At 35.6% G+C, this 19016-nt stretch carries 21 protein-coding genes and 1 riboswitch; of the genes, 13 read left to right on the plus strand and 8 right to left on the minus strand.

Going from position 1 to position 19016, the window contains the following annotated elements:
* The first annotated feature begins 1 nt into the window (after position 1).
* From MHB70_RS05605 to MHB70_RS05620, 4 genes are all read left to right on the plus strand, one after another.
* The gene (locus MHB70_RS05605) at positions 2–1423 is read left to right on the plus strand and encodes a LutB/LldF family L-lactate oxidation iron-sulfur protein (protein ID WP_000061931.1); all 1422 of its coding nucleotides are present in this window, start codon (positions 2–4) and stop codon (positions 1421–1423) included.
* On the plus strand, positions 1423–2133 hold the full coding sequence (locus MHB70_RS05610) for a LutC/YkgG family protein (RefSeq protein WP_000907756.1): 711 nt from the start codon (positions 1423–1425) through the stop codon (positions 2131–2133). Before MHB70_RS05605 ends, MHB70_RS05610 begins: the two co-directional genes overlap by 1 nt.
* Positions 2134–2219: 86 nt before the next feature.
* Positions 2220–2969 carry a prepilin peptidase gene (locus MHB70_RS05615; RefSeq protein ID WP_002038259.1) on the plus strand — a complete coding sequence of 250 codons (750 nt, stop codon included), beginning with the start codon at positions 2220–2222 and terminating at the stop codon, positions 2967–2969.
* 13 nt (positions 2970–2982) lie between these two features.
* Positions 2983–3294 carry a cyclic-phosphate processing receiver domain-containing protein gene (locus tag MHB70_RS05620; protein WP_061530714.1) on the plus strand — a complete coding sequence of 104 codons (312 nt, stop codon included), beginning with the start codon at positions 2983–2985 and terminating at the stop codon, positions 3292–3294.
* Between the two features lie 27 nt (positions 3295–3321).
* Here MHB70_RS05620 and MHB70_RS05625 read toward each other — a convergent pair whose 3' ends face one another.
* The 7 genes from MHB70_RS05625 to phaQ form a co-directional block, all read right to left on the minus strand.
* Positions 3322–4173 (minus strand): formate/nitrite transporter family protein, encoded by an 852-nt coding sequence (locus MHB70_RS05625; RefSeq protein WP_000893032.1) that lies wholly within the window; start codon positions 4171–4173, stop codon positions 3322–3324.
* 205 nt (positions 4174–4378) lie between these two features.
* Positions 4379–5173 carry a TerC family protein gene (locus MHB70_RS05630; protein WP_000383309.1) on the minus strand — a complete coding sequence of 265 codons (795 nt, stop codon included), beginning with the start codon at positions 5171–5173 and terminating at the stop codon, positions 4379–4381.
* 90 nt (positions 5174–5263) lie between these two features.
* Positions 5264–5429, minus strand: a riboswitch (yybP-ykoY riboswitch).
* Between the two features lie 38 nt (positions 5430–5467).
* Positions 5468–6787, minus strand: coding sequence for a TrkH family potassium uptake protein (locus MHB70_RS05635; protein ID WP_000822351.1), 1320 nt, complete (start codon positions 6785–6787; stop codon positions 5468–5470).
* Positions 6788–6901: 114 nt separating this feature from the next.
* On the minus strand, positions 6902–7087 hold the full coding sequence (locus MHB70_RS05640; protein WP_000241211.1) for an alpha/beta-type small acid-soluble spore protein: 186 nt from the start codon (positions 7085–7087) through the stop codon (positions 6902–6904).
* 151 nt (positions 7088–7238) lie between these two features.
* Complete coding sequence (locus MHB70_RS05645; RefSeq protein ID WP_001067920.1) at positions 7239–7682, minus strand: MaoC family dehydratase; 444 nt, start codon at positions 7680–7682, stop codon at positions 7239–7241.
* Positions 7683–7783: 101 nt separating this feature from the next.
* A complete protein-coding gene (gene phaP / locus MHB70_RS05650) occupies positions 7784–8308 on the minus strand; it encodes a polyhydroxyalkanoic acid inclusion protein PhaP (RefSeq protein WP_000448600.1) in 525 nt (174 codons plus the stop codon).
* Positions 8309–8350: 42 nt separating this feature from the next.
* On the minus strand, positions 8351–8803 hold the full coding sequence (gene phaQ, locus MHB70_RS05655; protein ID WP_000903016.1) for a poly-beta-hydroxybutyrate-responsive repressor: 453 nt from the start codon (positions 8801–8803) through the stop codon (positions 8351–8353).
* A gap of 198 nt (positions 8804–9001) precedes the next feature.
* Here phaQ and phaR point away from each other — a divergent pair, with 198 nt between their 5' ends.
* The 5 genes from phaR to MHB70_RS05680 all read left to right on the plus strand — a co-directional run bounded on the left by phaR (position 9002) and on the right by MHB70_RS05680 (position 14211).
* The gene (gene phaR, locus MHB70_RS05660; protein WP_000566960.1) at positions 9002–9484 is read left to right on the plus strand and encodes a polyhydroxyalkanoic acid synthase subunit PhaR; all 483 of its coding nucleotides are present in this window, start codon (positions 9002–9004) and stop codon (positions 9482–9484) included.
* Between the two features lie 153 nt (positions 9485–9637).
* Positions 9638–10381: an acetoacetyl-CoA reductase gene (locus MHB70_RS05665; protein ID WP_000250411.1), complete on the plus strand. Its 744-nt coding sequence runs from the start codon at positions 9638–9640 to the stop codon at positions 10379–10381.
* A gap of 82 nt (positions 10382–10463) precedes the next feature.
* Positions 10464–11549, plus strand: coding sequence for a class III poly(R)-hydroxyalkanoic acid synthase subunit PhaC (phaC, locus tag MHB70_RS05670; RefSeq protein WP_000206839.1), 1086 nt, complete (start codon positions 10464–10466; stop codon positions 11547–11549).
* Positions 11550–11644: 95 nt separating this feature from the next.
* Positions 11645–12838 (plus strand): NAD(P)/FAD-dependent oxidoreductase, encoded by a 1194-nt coding sequence (locus MHB70_RS05675; RefSeq protein WP_000772554.1) that lies wholly within the window; start codon positions 11645–11647, stop codon positions 12836–12838.
* A gap of 23 nt (positions 12839–12861) precedes the next feature.
* Positions 12862–14211, plus strand: a complete 1350-nt coding sequence (locus MHB70_RS05680) for a TrkH family potassium uptake protein (RefSeq protein WP_001204701.1) — start codon at positions 12862–12864, stop codon at positions 14209–14211.
* 39 nt (positions 14212–14250) lie between these two features.
* Here the strand turns inward: MHB70_RS05680 and MHB70_RS05685 are convergent, their stop codons facing one another.
* Positions 14251–14634 carry a DUF3905 domain-containing protein gene (locus MHB70_RS05685; protein ID WP_000404293.1) on the minus strand — a complete coding sequence of 128 codons (384 nt, stop codon included), beginning with the start codon at positions 14632–14634 and terminating at the stop codon, positions 14251–14253.
* A 100-nt stretch (positions 14635–14734) separates the two neighbouring features.
* On the opposite strand from MHB70_RS05685, the gene MHB70_RS05690 reads away from it, so the two are divergent.
* From MHB70_RS05690 to MHB70_RS05705, 4 genes are all read left to right on the plus strand, one after another.
* Positions 14735–14887 carry a hypothetical protein gene (locus MHB70_RS05690; protein ID WP_000240799.1) on the plus strand — a complete coding sequence of 51 codons (153 nt, stop codon included), beginning with the start codon at positions 14735–14737 and terminating at the stop codon, positions 14885–14887.
* Positions 14888–15115: 228 nt separating this feature from the next.
* On the plus strand, positions 15116–16192 hold the full coding sequence (locus MHB70_RS05695) for a putative 2-aminoethylphosphonate ABC transporter substrate-binding protein (RefSeq protein WP_000750904.1): 1077 nt from the start codon (positions 15116–15118) through the stop codon (positions 16190–16192).
* A gap of 19 nt (positions 16193–16211) precedes the next feature.
* Entirely contained in the window at positions 16212–17213 is a 1002-nt protein-coding gene (locus tag MHB70_RS05700) for a putative 2-aminoethylphosphonate ABC transporter ATP-binding protein (RefSeq protein WP_000006203.1), read from the plus strand.
* Entirely contained in the window at positions 17214–18971 is a 1758-nt protein-coding gene (locus MHB70_RS05705; protein WP_000425539.1) for a putative 2-aminoethylphosphonate ABC transporter permease subunit, read from the plus strand.
* The last annotated feature ends 45 nt before the right edge of the window (positions 18972–19016 follow it).

Raw genomic sequence — 19016 nt, forward strand, 5'->3', positions numbered from 1 at the left:
TATGTCTATGAAAATCAGTGAGAAAAAATTTAATGATCGCGTAGGCGATGGAATTCAAGATTCGTTTATGCGTGGAGCAGTATCTTCTGCACAAACGCGTTTATATACGAATCGATTAAAAGCAGCGGACGAATTGGGAAACTGGGAAGAGTGGCGTGAACTAGGTGAACAAATTCGTCAACATACGTTAGAAAATCTTGATTATTACTTAATGCAGTTAAGTGAAAATGTATCAAAAAGAGGCGGCCATGTGTACTTTGCGAAAACGAAAGAGGAAGCAGCAAAGTATATTCAAGACGTCGCGAAAAAGAAACAAGCGAAAAAAGTAGTGAAATCAAAGTCGATGGTAACAGAAGAAATTAGTATGAACCATGCGCTTGAAGAAATTGGTTGTGAAGTGTTAGAAAGTGACTTAGGAGAGTATATCTTGCAAGTAGATAACGATCCACCTTCACATATTATTGCGCCTGCACTTCATAAAAATAGAACGCAAATTCGCGATGTATTTAAAGAAAAACTTGGCTATGAAAATTCTGATGATCCATATGAGATGACAAAGTTTGTTCGTAAACAACTTCGTGAGAAATTTATGGATGCGGAAATTGGTGTGACGGGTTGTAACTTCGCTGTTGCAAATACGGGATCTCTTTGTTTAGTAACGAACGAAGGTAATGCGGATCTTGTTATGTCAATTCCGAAAACACAAATAGCAGTAATGGGTATGGAACGTATGGTTCCGACAATGGAAGAGTTAGATGTTTTAGTTGGTTTACTATGCCGTAGTGCGGTAGGTCAAAAGTTAACAAGTTATGTAACAGTAGCAGGACCAATTCAAGAAGAGGAAGTTGATGGACCTGAAGAGTTCCATTTAGTTGTTGTTGATAATGGTCGTTCTCAAATTCTTGGATCTGAATTCCGTTCAGTATTGCAATGTATTCGTTGCGCAGCTTGTGTAAATGTATGTCCTGTATATCGTCACGTTGGTGGACATTCATATGGATCGATTTACTCAGGACCAATCGGTGCGGTATTAACACCACTTTTAGGTGGATATGATGATTACAAAGAGCTTCCTTATGCATCTAGTTTATGCGGAGCATGTACAGAGGCTTGTCCAGTAAAAATTCCATTACATGATTTATTATTAAAGCATCGCCAAGTAATCGTTGAACAAGAAGGACGTGCGCCACTTGCAGAAAAATTAGCGATGAAAATGTTTAGTATGGGTGCTTCTTCAGCTGCATTATACAAAATGGGCTCAAAAATGGCACCAGCAGCAATGAGTCCATTCACATCTGGTAACCGTGTATCAAAAGGTGTTGGACCACTTAAAAACTGGACGGATATTCGTGAATTCCCAGCGCCAAGTAAAGAAAGATTCCGTGATTGGTATAAAGATCATAAGAAAGGCGGGAATAAATAATGGCAGGATTAATTCAAAACCGTGATTCCTTTCTAGATAACATTGCAAAAGAACTTGGGCGTGCGCGTAAAAGAGAAGGTGTCGAGCGTCCAGTATGGAAAAGTAATGTGAATATAGAAACGTTAAAAGATTATTCACAAGAAGAATTACTAGAAGTATTTAAAAAGCAATGTACAAACATTCATACAACTGTAGTAGAAACGACAAATGACCGTTTGTATGAAGACCTTCAAAAAGTAATCATGGAAAACGGCGGGGGACCTATTTTATTATCAGCAGATGAACGCTTTGATGCATATGGTTTAACATCTTTATTTAAAGAAGAACTTCCAAAGCGAGATATTGAAGTAAACGTATGGGATCCAGAGAGAAAAGACGAAAATATGCGTATAGCTGAAAAAGCGAATATCGGTATTGCATTTAGTGATTATACATTAGCTGAATCTGGTACAATTGTTGTACAAAGTCATAAAGGGCAAGGACGTTCTTTACACTTTTTACCGACTGTATACTTTGCTATTATTCCACGTGAAACACTTGTGCCTCGTATTACGCAAGCAGTTCAGGATATGAACTCACGTGTAGAAAATGGCGAGACAGCGGCATCTTGTATTAACTTTATTACAGGACCTAGTAACTCTGCTGACATTGAAATGAATCTTGTTGTCGGAGTACACGGACCATTAAAAGCGGTATATTTCATCGTATAAAAGAGGGGAAAGCAGGCCAGAAAATGGCCTGCTTTTTTAGTAGAATAAAGGATAATATGAAGTAGAAGTTCTCTCCTTTTTTTGTTATGTTCTTTTGGAAAGGAGAGGAAGGGATGTTCACTTATATATATGCATTGTTAGTGGGTATGGTGTTTGGTTCTTTTTTTATGCTAATCGCAATAAGGGTTCCTTTAGGCGAGTCTATTATTACACCGCGTTCGCATTGTCATTATTGTAAGTATGTACTAAAGCCAAAAGAACTAATTCCAATCATTTCATTTTGTATACAAAGAGGGCGCTGTACGAATTGTAAGAGGGGAATTCCGATTCTGTACGTAGTATTTGAATTTGTAACCGGTACAATATTTTTTCTTACTGTATATATGATTGGAGTAGAACGAGAGCTTCTCATCATTTTATCGCTTTTTTCGTTACTTCTTATTATCTCCGTTACAGATTATATATATATGTTAATTCCTGATCGTATTTTAATTTCGTTTGCTTTTCTGCTTATTTTAGAATGTATTTTTGTACCGTTAGTTACGTGGATAGATAGTATAGTTGGTAGTGGGGTTATACTCTTTTTGTTATATTGTATGCAAAAGATATATCCAGAAGGGCTTGGTGGAGGGGATATAAAATTACTCTCGCTACTTGGATTTATAGTGGGATTGAAAGGGGTTTTTATTATTTTATTTTTAGCGTCTTATTGTAGTCTTTGTTTTTTCGGGATGGGTATTTTATTAAAGCGTATAGAAGCAAGTAAACCAATTCCATTTGGCCCTTTTATTAGTCTTGGAGCAATATGTTATGTATTAATTGTGTATTCAAAATAGAGGGGGATAGAGAATGAATATATATATGGATGATCAAAGAGGTTGTCCGTTTGGATATGTGCCCGCAACTACAGTAGAAACTGCCTTGCAATTTGTTAGGGAGAATGAGGTAAATATTATTTCTCTCGACTTTAATATGGGATGGCGGCAGAGTAATGGATTTGATTTCGTAAATATTTTTTGTAAAGAGGGATTATATGTTAAGGAAATCCACTTTCACACAAATGATGTCATTGGTATGGATAAGATGAAACAAAGAATAGAGGGTGGAAAAAAACAAGGAGAGATTGAAGCAAGTATTATTGTGAAATATATGGGGAGCTAAAAACTCCAAAGTCTAACTTTGGAGTTTTTAATGTTTCATATGTGCTTGTAAAGGAATAATCTCTTCTTGTTGAGCTGCTGCGATTACAGTCTCTTCCTGTTTAACATCAGGTGTTTTCTTTGTTAAGTAGTGATATACCATACCGACAAATACGGACCCGCCAATAATGTTACCGATTGTAACTGGAATTAAGTTATGAATAGCGCCTGCAAAAGAAATTGTCTCAGGATGTGGTGATACTAAAGATAAAGCAAACAGTGATAAGTTTGCAATGCTATGCTCATAACCAGATAAAAAGAAAGTGAAAACGAGCATCATCATCATTAATATTTTGGCTGTGTCACCTTTCACTTGAGAAGGTAAGAAGCAGGCAAGACAGACAAGCCAGTTACATAAAATTGCTTTAAAGAATAATTGCATTGTAGGTGTATTCATCTTTCCTTCAACTACTTTATTCATTAAATGACCGTGATCAATCGCTTCGAAAATGCCAGTTGCGTAAAATAGTAAGGCAAAGAATAAAGCACCCGCTAAGTTACCTGCATAACATGCAATCCAGTTGCGAAGTGTATCAGAAATCGTTGTTTCTTTTCTTAAAGTTGCTACTGTGAAGTACATTGTATTTCCAGTAAATAATTCAGCACCACCATATATAATAAGTACGAGGGCAATCCCGAAAAACATGGAAGCAGCTAAATAAGTTGCTGGTGAATCTGCAATGTGAAAAAAGTTACCTAATTTAAAACATAGTACAATAATAAAACCGATATAAATGCCCGCAAGTGCAGCACGAATGAAATATTGCATCGGATTTATATCTAGCATTTTCTTTTTGCTCTTAGCCAGTTTGACAACATAATCTAATCCTTGTTCTAGCATGAGTCATACGCTCCTTTAGTAAATCTTCTATAAATACTCCTTATATGAATAAAGTACATGGATTCGTTCACAGTTTCAATAAGTTTGTTCAATGTTTCACAAAAAGGACATACATAAAATAAGAAAGCGATTACAAAAGGTAGTATAATGGAATTTTTTCTAAAAATAGAGAGGGAATTGAAATAAAAAAGAAAAAGCGCTGTAATTACAGCGCTTTTTCGTCTAAATTCTTTTCTACTTTTACTTCTACTTCTTTCGAGAAGAACCAACCGCCAACTGCGATTCCAACTAATACAATCCAGAATGTAAGTTTCCACGGAGTAGATTCTGGGAATGAATGCGGAATTACATTTAATGCAGGGTGTGCTAATGTATAGATTGCTAACTTCACACCAACCCAACCTACAATTAAGAATGCTGCAGTTTCAAGTCCTGGTTTACGTTTTAATATTTGTACGAAAGCAGTTGCTGCAAATCGCATAATGATTAATCCAATAAGTCCACCTACAAAGATGACAACGAATTGCCCAGTATCAAGACTACCAATTGTACCTAGTCCTGTTTTCGGTAAAGTCATTGCTAATGCAACAGCAGCTAAAATTGAATCAACTGCAAAGGCGATATCAGCAACCTCGACTTTAAATACAGTCCACCAAAAATTCTCTTGTTTTTTCTTTGCTTCTTTTTCTTCTGTGTCTTCATCCGTATTCTTTTTAACATACGTTTTAAATAAGTGATTACCAGCGATAAACATAAGGTAAATAGCACCGATTGCTTGCACTTGCCATACATCGACTAAGAACGAAATCATAAATAACGATCCGAATCGGAAAACAAATGCCCCCGCTAATCCGTAAAATAGTGCTTTTTTACGTTTTTCTTCTGGTAAATGTTTTACCATAATTGCAAGAACAAGCGCGTTATCAGCCGCTAAAATCCCCTCAAGTGCAATCAGGATGAGTAATACCCAACCATACTCCAATAATAATGATACATCCATGTACATTCTCCTCTCATTTCTATAAGTACTAAATAAGTGAAGAATTTCCCCACTATTTAGTTTCCCCATACTCCTGCCTATTAACTTCGGAAGAATTTGGTAATGAATACAAAAAAGACCTCTGCCGTTAATAGGCAAAGGTCTTGCTAGACATATGTAATAAAAATGCCAACAAAGCCGGAAGAACTAAGTTCTACGTAATGACGACTTTGTTTCCAAGAAATATTCTTGGACGCTACTCCCCTTTGGAGATATGCTATTGTACTCTCATTATATGGATAATTTATACGGTTGTCAACCTGTTAAAATATCTTCGTTCGGATATTTTATTTTCCGGTTCTTTTTGCGTGCAAATGAAAAAGCCAATGTTAATGGTCCCATTTTTCCAAAAAACATCATAAAGATAATAATAGCTTTTCCAATTATCGTTAAGTGTGGCGTTAAATTCATACTGAGACCGACTGTTCCAAATGCTGAAAATACTTCGAAAGCACTCATCAATAGAGGAACTCGCTCAGTAATACTTAAAATTAAAATAGCAGCAAAGATAAATGAAATGGAAATAATAGTAATGGTCAATGATTTGACAATGAGCGTATCTTTAATGGATTTTTTAAACACAACAATATCATCTTGTTCTTGTAAAAATTTAAATACGCCAAAAAACATAATTAAAAATGTTGTTAACTTAATTCCACCACCAGTTGAAGCACTACCAGCACCAATAAACATAAGAAGCATCATTAATAAAAGGGAAGGTTTTGTTAATGCAGAAATATCAACGGTATTAAATCCGGCAGTGCGCGTTGAAATTGCTTGGAAATAAGCAGCCATTCCTTCTTCAAATGGGGTAAAACCTCTCATAGAAAGAGAATTATGGAACTCGAATATGAAAATAAAAACGGTAGCAATAATATTGACGATTAGAGTAGAAGAGAGCATGAGTTTTGAATGTAATGTAAGGTTTTTAAAGTTCTTTTTTCTTTTTATATCTATAATCACTGTAAAACCGATTCCACCTAAAATTATGAGAGAAGAAATAACGAGATTGACGAGAATACTATGAGAATGGGACATTAAATTATCGCTCCACACAGAAAAACCAGCGTTGTTAAAGGCAGAGATCGAATGAAAAAAACTATAATAGAACCCTTTAGCAATTCCGTATTTTGGTACCCATTCAAAAGAGAGGAGCAAAGTAGCAATACATTCTACTGTAAAAGAGAATAGAAATAATGCTTTGGCAAGACGAATGACACCGCCGATATTCGTTTGATTTAGTGCTTGTTGTAACAAAATGCGATTCTGAAGACCGATTTTTCTGCCAAGCATAATTGCAATTAAAACAGCGAAGCTCATAATGCCAAGACCGCCAACTTGTATAAGTGTTAAAATTACACATTGACCAAATAAGGTAAATACTTTTCCAGTGTCCACAACACCAAGCCCTGTAACTGTACAAGCAGAAACCGTTGTAAATAAGGCATCGAGCCATGAAATAGATGTTGTTGTAGCAATTGGTAGTTTTAATAAGCATGTGCCGACAATTGATAATACAATAAAAGATAAAGTAAGAACACGAGGAGGGCTCATGCTAATATTAATCCGTTTCATCTCACATATCGTTCCTTTCAGTTTGTTCTTACTAGTATGTGAAAAAGCGCTATTATGTATGTTGCAAATAGAAAGAGGCAGAGAATATCTGCCTCTAAGCCATATGTTATAGTATTATCCGCGTAATTGTTGTTGAGCTAAAGCAACAAGACGTTTTGTTACTTCACCGCCAACGGAACCGTTAGAACGAGATGCTGTATCTGAGCCTAAGCTAACACCGAATTCTTGTGCAATTTCATATTTAAATTGTTCAAGTGCTTGTTCTGCACCTGGAACTAGTAATTTGTTTGTTTTTACCATGTTGACACACATCCTTTTGAGTAGTCCAGTTCAGCCAAGTTAAGTACTATCTAAACTGGTAACGTTATTTTATGTGGAAACGATGTACTCATACCCGGAAGTAATCGGTGTGATTAGAAGTTCTTGGATAGAAAAAAGAGTAGCAAATTTGCTACTCTTTTTTCAGTATTGTCGCTGTACCTTCCACGACAATATCATCGGATTGATTGTAGATGTTTGTTTGTAATGTAATGATTTTCTTATCATCACGTTTTTTAATGACTTCTGCCACTACACGAAGTGTATCGCCGATTTTGACAGGAGCACGGAATGAAACGTTTTGGGATAAATAAATCGTATTTTTTCCTGGGAGTTTCGTTCCAAGAACAGTAGAAATAAAACTTGAAACGAGCATACCGTGAGCAATACGTTCTTTAAACATTGTCGTTTTTGCAAAAGAGTCTAAAATATGAATAGGATTTACATCTCCAGTCAATTTTGCAAAATTGATAACGTCCTCATCCGTAATTGTTTTTGTTAGAGATGCTTGATCACCGACTTGAATCTCATCATAACGAAGCTCTGGAACAGTTTGTGCTTCTTGAAATGGATTCATTTTGTCCTCCTTCTTTTCCATATCGAAAAATGTAAGCCATCTTGATGTAGTAGGAGGAAGAAAGAGTTTTGTTTGTGCTGCAGTTAGTTGCCACATTTTTCTTACTTGATGGAAGTAAATAGATTTTTTGAGTTTTCCTCGAACTGCTTTGCGAGTTCTAGTTGTTTGGACTTGAACTCTCCCAAAAAAACTTCTAACTGTTTTTGAACCTCTTCGCGTTGCGATTGTTGTTGTTCAATAAAGTGTTTTGTTGTTTCTTCAAATTGACCGCTAGTTTGAGTAAGAATAGACAAAGATGTTTTTGTAGGAGAAACAGTAAGTTGATGCATTTGAGTAGAAAGCTCATTCCATTTCCCTTGCCACTCGTTAATTTGATCATTTAAGGAGTTTCCAGTTAATTGCTTCACGTAATCTGTATATTGGTTATTGAACTGAGCTGTGAATTGTTGTAGTTCTTTTTCTAGTTCATTTACTCCTGATGTTAATTTATGCAAAGCGTCTTGTTGTTGTTTTAACGTTTCTAAAGTAAGTTGCTCTAATTGTTTCCCAGCTGAAGAGAAGAGGGAAAGAGATTGAGACCAGTTTTTCCAAAATGCATCGACTAATTCGTATGGTTTAGTTTCCATTGTTTGACCTCCAAATGTTTTTTTGCATATTGTGAACGCAGATTACTCTGCTGTACCACCAGGTGAAGATGAAGAATCCTTTTCATCCTTTTCTGGAGAAGTAGAAAATGGAAAGAATGCATTGGTGTATAACGTGAAAAACGTCCGCAACATATTTTGATAATGTTCAAAAGAAGTCGCACATGTTGATAAATATTGCTCTCCATATTCAGTTAAAGAATAAATTCTTTTTGCTGGCCCTCCATCGCTTGTATCCCAAGTAGAAGAAATAAGGTTTTCTTTTTCTAACTTGCGTAGTGTTCTATAAACATTACCTTGGTCAACAGAAGAAAAGCCGATGTCCATTAGCATTTGAATGAGTTTGTAACCATGAAGACTCCAGTCTTTTAGACAGAGAAGTAAGAAAGGAACTAAGAAGTTTTTTGGCATGGAGTTTGGTTGTTTCGCTTGGTTTTTTTCCAAACTTTCTGGGTGTTCTGGTTCATTATGTAGCATGATTGTACATCACCTCATGAATCAGTTAGATGGAATTTTTTGCTTATAAGTGCAATTTACACCTATCTGTTTTTAATGTCAATACATTTGTTGGAAAATAAAGAAAAATAAAATATAGACTTGAAGTTTTATTCAGAATATTAGAAAATAGTGAATAGGTTGAATTGTTTCAAAAACAAAAAAGGGAGTGTAGGCGAAGTGATTGATCAAAAATTCGATCCATTGCAAGCATGGAAAAATGCTTATGAACAAACCGAAACATTTTGGGGAAAAGCGCTCAATGAAACAATTAAAACAGAAGAATATTCTGCTTGGATGGGCAGCGTTCTAGACTTGAATTTGTTTTATCAAAAAGCATTAAATGATACGACAAAAAGTTATTTAGAACAAGTGAACGTGCCAACGAAAGAGGATATCGCTAGAGTAGCTACGCTTGTTATTAACTTAGAAAATAAAGTTGATAATATTGAGGAAGTTCTAGAAGAGAAAGTGGATTCGTTAGGACAAGCTCCTACATTAAAGCGTGATGTTACGAAAGTAAAACAAGATATTCGCACGTTAGAAACGAAAGTTGATCAAATTTTAGAATTGCTAGAAAAGCAAAATGCAGTACTAGCTAAACTACAAGTACCTGTAAAAGAAGAAGTAAAGCCGGCGAATAAGCCAGAAAATAAAAAATGATAATAGCGTTTGTTTACAACGTGTAAAAGAGAGAGGGAGAATCTCGTTTTCACGTATAAACAACGAAACATAATTAATATATGGACTCTATTAGTATGGGTACCAAAATGATTCATAATAATCGTTCACAAATTCATTTAAGGGGGAAAAGAAATGGTTCAATTAAATGGCAAAGTAGCAATCGTAACAGGTGGGGCAAAAGGAATTGGAAAAGCAATTACAGTAGCATTAGCACAAGAGGGAGCAAAAGTAGTTATTAACTATAACAGCAGTAAAGAAGCAGCTGAAAACTTAGTAAATGAACTAGGAAAAGAAGGGCATGACGTTTATGCAGTTCAAGCGGATGTTTCTAAAGTAGAAGATGCAAACCGACTTGTAGAAGAAGCTGTGAATCATTTTGGTAAAGTGGATATTCTTGTTAATAATGCTGGTATTACAAGAGATCGTACATTCAAAAAATTAAATCGTGAAGATTGGGAGCGCGTAATTGACGTGAACTTAAGTAGTGTATTTAATACGACAAGTGCGGTACTTCCATACATATCGGAAGCAGAAGAAGGAAGAATCATTAGTATTTCTTCTATTATTGGTCAAGCTGGTGGATTTGGACAAACAAACTACTCAGCAGCAAAAGCAGGTATGCTAGGATTTACAAAATCATTAGCGTTAGAACTTGCAAAAACAAATGTAACTGTAAACGCAATTTGCCCAGGATTTATCGATACTGAAATGGTAGCAGAGGTACCAGAAGAAGTGCGTCAAAAAATCGTTGCGAAAATCCCGAAAAAACGTTTTGGACAAGCTGATGAAATTGCAAAAGGTGTAGTATACCTATGCCGTGACGGTGCGTATATCACTGGTCAGCAATTAAACATTAACGGTGGATTATACATGTAATGAAGTAAGAAAAAAGTGCATACCCATATCAGGAATGCACTTCTTTTTTTAGAAAGAAATCGACCGAAAAGGAGATAGAAAAATGACTACATTCGTAACAGAATGGGAAAAGCAATTGGAGTTGTACCCAGAAGAATATCGCAAAGCATATCGCCGTGTGAAAAGAGCGAGCGAAATTTTATTACGCGAACCAGAACCACAAGTTGGTTTAACACCGAAAGAGGTTATTTGGACGAAGAATAAAACGAAGCTTTATCGTTACATTCCAAAACAAGAAAAAACACAGAGAGTCCCAATCTTATTAATATATGCTCTTATTAATAAGCCATATATTATGGATTTAACTCCTGGAAATAGTTTAGTGGAATATTTAGTAGATCGTGGTTTTGATGTGTATATGCTTGATTGGGGTACATTTGGTTTAGAAGATAGTCATTTGAAATTTGATGATTTCGTGTTCGATTATATTGCAAAAGCAGTGAAAAAAGTAATGCGAACTGCAAAATCGGATGAGATTTCTTTACTTGGTTATTGCATGGGTGGAACGCTAACGTCTATTTATGCGGCACTTCATCCGCATATGCCAATTCGTAACTTAATTTTTATGACAAGTCCTTTCGATTTCTCTGAAACAGGATTATATGGTCCTTTATTAGATGAGAAATATTTCAATTTAGATAAGGCGGTTGATACATTCGGAAATATTCCGCCGGAAATGATTGATTTCGGAAATAAGATGTTAAAACCAATTACGAATTTTGTTGGTCCATACGTTGCTTTAGTTGATCGTTCAGAAAATGAGCGCTTCGTCGAAAGCTGGAAATTAGTTCAAAAGTGGGTTGGCGATGGCATTCCGTTCCCGGGTGAATCATACAGACAGTGGATTCGTGATTTTTATCAAAATAATAAATTGGTTAAAGGTGAACTCGTTATTCGTGGACAAAAGGTAGACCTTGCAAATATTAAGGCGAATGTCTTAAATATTTCCGGGAAACGTGATCATATCGCTCTGCCATGTCAAGTAGAAGCTTTACTAGATCATATTTCTAGCACAGATAAACAATATGTATGTTTACCAACAGGGCATATGTCTATCGTTTACGGTGGAACAGCTGTAAAACAAACATATCCGACGATTGGAAATTGGCTTGAAGAGCGTTCCAATTAAAAATAAAAAATCCAACTAGCGTTGTGTTAGTTGGATTTTTTTATGGAAAATAACAAAACATAGAAAGGAGAAATTTACATTTTAGGAGTATAATTATGAAGCTTATGACTGGTAAGTTGTTTTGGAATAGAGGAGTTTCTGTACCTTGTTATCCAACGTTAGAAAATGATATGATATGTGATGTGCTCGTAGTCGGAAGTGGCGAAGCGGGTGCTCATATAGCGTATTCATTAGCGAAGATAGGAATGCGTGTTACGCTCATTGAAAAAAGAGCAATTGCATGTGGTAGCACAGCTGCCAATACAGGTTTATTACAATTTCTTCATGATAAATCGTTAACCTCTCTTATTCATACATTTGGGAAAGTAAAAGGGGTACGGGCATATAGGCTTTGTTATGAAGCCCTTAGAACAATGGAGAAGGTTGTACCGACTCTCGATATTGATCCCCATTTTATTCCGCGAAATAGTTTGTATTATGCGAGTAGAGATGAGGATATTTCATTTTTACAAGAAGAATATAATACGTTACGCTATTATGAATTTCCAGTTGAATATTTTACAGAGTCTGATATTAAGAAACGTTATTCATTTGCAAAACAAGCAGCATTATATACAAGCGGTGACGCAGAAGTGAATCCATATTTGTTAGCACATAGTCTTTTGCATAAAGCAAAGCAAATGGGTGCTACTATATATGAACATACAGAGGCAATACATATTAAACAAATTCAAAATGATTTAATTTGTTACACAAAAACAGGAAATAAAATAGTAGCAAAGAATATTATTATGGCGACAGGTTATGAAGCGCTTTTTGGAAAGAAAGAAAAAAATACAACAGTAGAAACGTCTTATGCAGTCGTTACAAATAAGATAGATCAGTTCGAAGGTTGGCATGAGAAATCATTAATTTGGGAAACGGCACGGCCTTACCTATATTTTCGAACGTATCAAAACCGCATTATTGTAGGCGGATTAGATGAGGCGTTGAAAATTCAAAATATCGGCGATACGAAATTATTGCATAAGCGTGATATCCTTATTAATATTGTAAAAGAAATGTTCCCGCAGTTTAATAATATACAGGCAGAGTATTATTGGGCAGCAGCATTTGGTGGTAGTCATGATGGTCTCCCTATTTTAAAAGAAGATAAAAAGATACATAATTTATATTACGCACTGCCATATGGGGGAAATGGAACTGTATACGGAATGGTATTTGCAAAACTATTTCAGCAGTTATTTACAAATAAAGAAAGTGATGATTTTTCTTTATTTAATCGATAGAAAAAAGGTAGCGAAGTGATGGAATGAGAGATATAAAAAAGTTTTTACAAAAATTACGCCCCGTACAACTTATTGTTTTGTTTTATTTATTAGCAGTAGTCGTATCGGTAATATTACTTAGTTTACCATTTGTTACGAAGGATGGTGTGAAATGGACATTTATCGATGCCCTATTTACATCTGTTAGTGCGGTAAGTGTTACAGGACTTTCAGTTGTTACGATTTCAGATACGTTTACAACAGCAGGAATTATTGTATTAGCTCTAATTTTACAATTAGGCGGATTAGGCATCATGGCACTTGGCACATTCGTTTGGATTATAACGGGTAAAAAGATTGGTTTGCAGCGAAGAAGATTAATTATGGCAGACCATAATCAAGGAAATTTATCGGGTCTTGTAGAATTAATGCGTTCTATTTTAATTGTAATTATTTCGATAGAAATCATTGGAGCCATCCTGTTAGGTACAAGATTTTTACTGTACTTTCCGACTTGGCAAGAAGCTTATTTTCACGGTTTCTTTGCCGCTGTTAGTGCAACGACGAACGGTGGATTCGATTTAACAGGACAATCGCTAATCCCGTACAAAAAAGATTATATCGTTCAAATGATTCATATGTTACTCATTATTTTAGGGGCGATTGGCTTCCCTGTGTTAATGGAAGTGAAGCAATTTCTTAGTAAGAAGAGAGAACAACTTTTTCGTTTTTCGTTATTTACAAAATTGACGACAACAACATTTTTTGCACTTGTTGTTGTTGGAACCATCATGATTTTTTTACTAGAACGAAATCATTTTTTAGTAGGAAAGTCATGGCATGAAACGGTTTTCTATACGTTATTCCAATCTGTGACGACGCGAAGCGGTGGACTCGCTACAATGGATATACGTGAATTGTCACAACCAACGCTTTTATTTATGAGTATATTAATGTTTATTGGAGCATCTCCAAGTTCGGTTGGGGGCGGGATACGTACGACAACATTTGCGGTTAGTATATTATCGTTATATACATTTGCAAGGGGCGGTAGAACGGTTCGAGTCTTTAAACGACAGCTACATGAAGAGGATGTATTAAAAGCATCTGTCGTTATGACGATGGGGATATTATTATGTGCCACGGCACTATTTATTTTATCCATTACGGAAAATGTACCGCTTATGAGCTTGATCGTTGAAGTTTGTTCTGCTTTCGGGACGACAGGTTTATCGACAGGTATTACGCCAGATTTAACAACTGTGGGTAAACTTGTACTTATTGTACTTATGTTTATCGGACGCGTCGGTATTTTAACATTTATATTAGCTAGTGGTGGAAGAGAACAACCACCTCGCTATAAATATCCGAAAGAAAGAATTATTATTGGATAGTATGAAACCATTCTACCTGCGTTAGGTAGAATGGTTTTTTTAATCGTTAATTCCGAATTGGGGATGCATAAAAGCGTCGTTTTTATTATCAACTTCTTTTTTAAGTAATTCTTGATTTTCTTCTGCAATCCACCCGATATCATTTGTAGGATGGATCCATTCATCCCCAGCCATAATGGCAGGGTCTACCTCATCACTCCAATTGTTTAAGGGGCTGTTCTCGGAATTGTATTTACTGTCTCCAATTACAACATCATATTGATTTACAAAAGGTTGTTGCATCTTTTTTCCTGTTCCTTTAAAAGAAGGGAAGTTCATTTGATGAGGGAGCGTCTCGTCTAAAATTGGCGATTGGATTGTTTCTTTCTCTTTCAAAGTAATCGCTCCTTTTTGTAAAGGTTTGTTCGTATGTAGTATTTCCATCTATAAGCTCTTATGTACTTGTTAACACTTGCCAGTAATAGTTATTTCAGATTGCTCCAAACTAGAGTAGAAAGTAATTTCTTGAGAGCAGGTGAACGTATTGGTAAAAAGAAAAGTGAAACAAAATGCAGCAATTAACAATAATAAAACTCCGAAAGAAAGCTTACCAGATGCAGAATTTGCATTAGAGTATGAAGGAGAAAACAGTGCAAAGTATGCAAATCGAAATTCAAAAAAAGGTAAACAAAAATGAGGCGTTTTTTACAAACGCCTCGTTTTTTTGTGGGATTATAAAGGTTTTTTAAATTATTTGTAAATTTAATATTTTCTATTAGCAGAAAAATGTAAAAAAACATAGAAGTAGCAACGTATTACACAAAAACAAACAACAAACAAAAGATTAATGTTGGTTTAATACTGCTTTTACACTAATTGTTTATATTTGAGTTGTACATAAGATTTGTAAAAGGAGAGAGAGACAGTGAAAAAAACAATCTTTAAAGCTGTAGCAACTGGAATGGTATTTTCGTTATTAATGGGGTGTGGTGCAAAGAAAGAAGAAAGTGCTGGAGCAAAAGTGAAAGATGATAAATTATCTGGATCGTTAACTGTTTATACAGCGATTGAAGAAGAGCTTGTACCGATTTATCTTGATTCTTTCAAAAAGAAATACCCGGATGTGAAGTTGAACATTGTTCGTGATTCAACAGGAGTTATTACAGCGAAATTGCTAGCTGAAGGAAAAAATACACAAGCAGATGTTGTGTGGGGAACTGCGGCGTCTAGTCTATTAGCTTTAGAGAAAAAAGATATGTTAAAAGAATACTCTCCAAAAGGAGCGGATCGTGTCCTTCCGCAATTTAAAGATGATAAGAAACCTGAAAAATGGGTAGGTAATACTGCGTTTATGACGGGGATTGCTGTAAATAAAGAAGAATTAAAGAAGAAAAATTTACCGATGCCAGAATCATATGAAGATTTAACGAAACCAGAATATAAAGGAACACTTGTTATGCCACATCCAGCTTCTTCTGGAACAGGATTTTTAACAGTTTCTGCATGGTTGCAAATTATGGGTGAAGATAAGGGCTGGGATTACATGAAAAAACTTCATGATAATATGGCATCTTATACGCATTCCGGTTCAAAACCAGCGAAATTAGCAGGTGCAGGTGAATATCCAGTTGGTGTGTCAATGGTTTATAGCGCTTTAAAAGAGAAACAAAAAGGTGCACCAGTTGAAGTTGTACTGCCGAAAGAAGGACTAGGCTGGGAAGTAGAAGCGAATGCACTTATTAAGAAAGATAATGCGAAAAATGATAAATTAGCACAAGCGTTTTTAGACTGGGCAATTACAGATGATGTAATGAAGTTATACTTCGAGAAAAATGGATTTGCGACAATTAAAAATAACTATAAACTTCCAGATGGATTCCCGAAAGATGTGACAGAAAAGTTATACAAAAAGAATGACTTTAAATGGGCAGCAGAAAATCGCGACAAAATTTTAGAGCGTTGGGAAAAAGAGTTTGGTCAAAAAGCAGAACCGAAAAAGTAAGTGAGTGGGAGAGAGAAAAATGAGCGAATATTTATCAATTCAACACATTCAAAAACAGTTTGATACATTTACAGCGTTAAAAGATATTTCTTTTACAGTGAAAAAAAATGAGTTTGTTTGTTTATTAGGCCCGAGTGGTTGTGGGAAAACGACGTTGCTTCGCATTTTAGCAGGGTTAGAAGAAGCGACAACAGGTAGTATAGCTGTGAATGGAAAAGATATTACAGCATTGCCGCCTGGTAAGCGGAACTTCGGAATGGTTTTTCAATCGTATGCATTATTTCCGAATTTAACGGCGCTTGAAAACATTGAATACGGCTTAAAGACAAAAAAATATGAAAAAGCAGAAGTAAAAGAGAAAGCGCTATTGGCGTTAGAACTTGTTGACTTACTGAATGTAAAAGATAAATATCCTGCTCAAATATCTGGTGGACAACAGCAGCGAGTAGCACTTGCACGTGCGCTCGCTCTGTCTCCCGATATTTTGTTACTAGATGAGCCGTTATCTGCTTTAGATGCAAAAGTGCGTGAAAAGTTGCGTAGAGAAATGCGTGATTTGCAAGAAAAAGTCGGAGTAACAACTATTATGGTAACGCATGATCAAGAAGAGGCATTAACGATGGCTGATAAAATTGTTGTAATGAATCATGCGGAAATTATGCAGATTGGAACACCAGAGGAGATTTACCAAAGACCAGCCAATCCGTTTGTGGCAGATTTTATTGGTTCTATTAATTTCTTTTCGAAAAATAATGAAGAACACGCAATTCGTCCTGAACATGTAACAGTTGTGCACAATAATGGTATGAAAACTGTTGTAGAAAGCATGGAATTCCGGGGGGCTGTATACCGGACGGAAGTGCGGGTCATAGAAGAGAAAACACACCTTTATAACGAGAAAATCGTAGTGGATATATTGGCATCAGAAGTAGAAGCAACTTCTATTAGGAAAGGAAAGCAAATTCAAATCTCTTTCTCAGAAAATCATATGTTGTCATATGGAAAGAAGGTCATTGTATAGATGGAGATGTTAGAAAATTATCAGGTAGAAAATACGAAAAAAAAGATTAAGAGACGTATCGGTAAAGAAGAGTGGATACAGAGACTAGTAATTATCGGTATGCTTCTTTCATTTCTTATCATACTTGTATTGCCTTTATTACAATTGTTTACACAAGCCTTTTACGATAAAGATGGAGCTTTCGTTGGTGTTGCGAATTTCAGTAAATATTTCACAACATCAACTTTAGTTCAATCATTACAAAATACGATATGGATTTCGGGCGCGACAACAATTATTTCCGTTACACTCGCTTTCATTTACGCATATGCGATCGCTCGTACGAATGTTTTTGGAAAGCGCATATTTCAGTACGTAGCGTTATTACCATTATTCGCGCCAACGATGATGCACGGTATAGCACTTACATATTTATTTGGTAATCAGGGGCTAGTAACGAAAGGAATGTTTGGTTTATTTGAAGGTATACAAATCCCTTTATATGGACCGGTAGGAATTGTAATGGCTGAAGTTATGTATACATTTCCGCAAGCATTCCTTATTTTATTAATTGCTTTTCAAGGATCTGACTATCGTTTATATGAAGCTTCTAATATGTTAGGAGCGAGTAAAACAAAGCAGTTTCTTACTGTTACTTTACCTAGTGTAAAGTACGGATTAATTAGTGCAATGTTCGTTGTATTTACACTTAGTTTCACTGATTTTGGGGCGCCAAAAATTGTAGGAGGACAATATAATGTGCTTGCTACTGACGTATATAAACAAGTAATTGGACAGCAAAATATGCCAATGGGGGCAACTGTCGGAATGATTTTATTAATCCCAGCTATCTTTGCTTTTGCAGTTGATCGTATTACGCAAAGAAAACAGGCGAATTTTTTATCTTCAAAAGCAGTACCTTACAGAATAATAAATAATAAGAAAAGAGATGTTATTTCGTTCGTATATTGTAGCGTAATAACGCTTATGATTATTCTTTTATTCGTTGCAGTTGGTATTGCTGCAAGTGTAAAAGTATGGCCGTATAATATGAGTTTTACATTTGAGCATTTTAATTTTTCAAGTTTAACGGGAGATGGACTTGAAGCGTTTAAAAATAGTGTAATTGTTTCAGCGGTTACAGCGGTTATTGGGGCAATTTTAACATTTGTGTTCGCGTATGCAATTGAGAAAATAGACCAGCTACAATTTTTCCGAAAAACAGGTTACTTTTTCTCTATCGTACCTTTAGCAATACCAGGTTTAGTACTTGGGTTAGGCTACGTTTTCTTCTTTAGTCAACCAACAATACAAATATTTGGACTTTCCGTAACGAACCCGTTTCATTCTCTATACGGAACAATTGCTGTGTTAGTACTAGTTAATATCATTCATTTTTATTCTGTAACATTTGTTACGGCAACGACAGCTTTAAAGAAATTAGATCGAGAGTTTGAACTAGTTTCACAGTCGATGGGGATCCCGTTTTATAAAACATTCTTTCGAGTTACGGTACCGATGTGTCTACCAGCCATTTTAGAAATGGTAATGTACTATTTCGTAAATTCCATGGTGACTGTCTCGGCAGTTGTATTCCTATACGCAGCTGATTTTAAACTAGCTGCTGTGTCAATTGTAAATATGGATGATGCAGGAAATGTGGCACCAGCAGCTGCGATGAGTGTACTTGTTGTTGTTACTAATATTGTAGTAAGAGTTGTATATGAATGGGGAACGAAAGCACTTCGTAACCGAACGTCAAAATGGCAACAAAGATAAAGTGAAACTTTAATCAGTGGGGGCATCCCCCGCTGATTAATAGTT

This window comes from Bacillus sp. FSL M7-1020 (assembly GCF_038050415.1).
GTDB classification, from domain to species: Bacteria; Bacillota; Bacilli; order Bacillales; family Bacillaceae_G; genus Bacillus_A; species Bacillus_A toyonensis.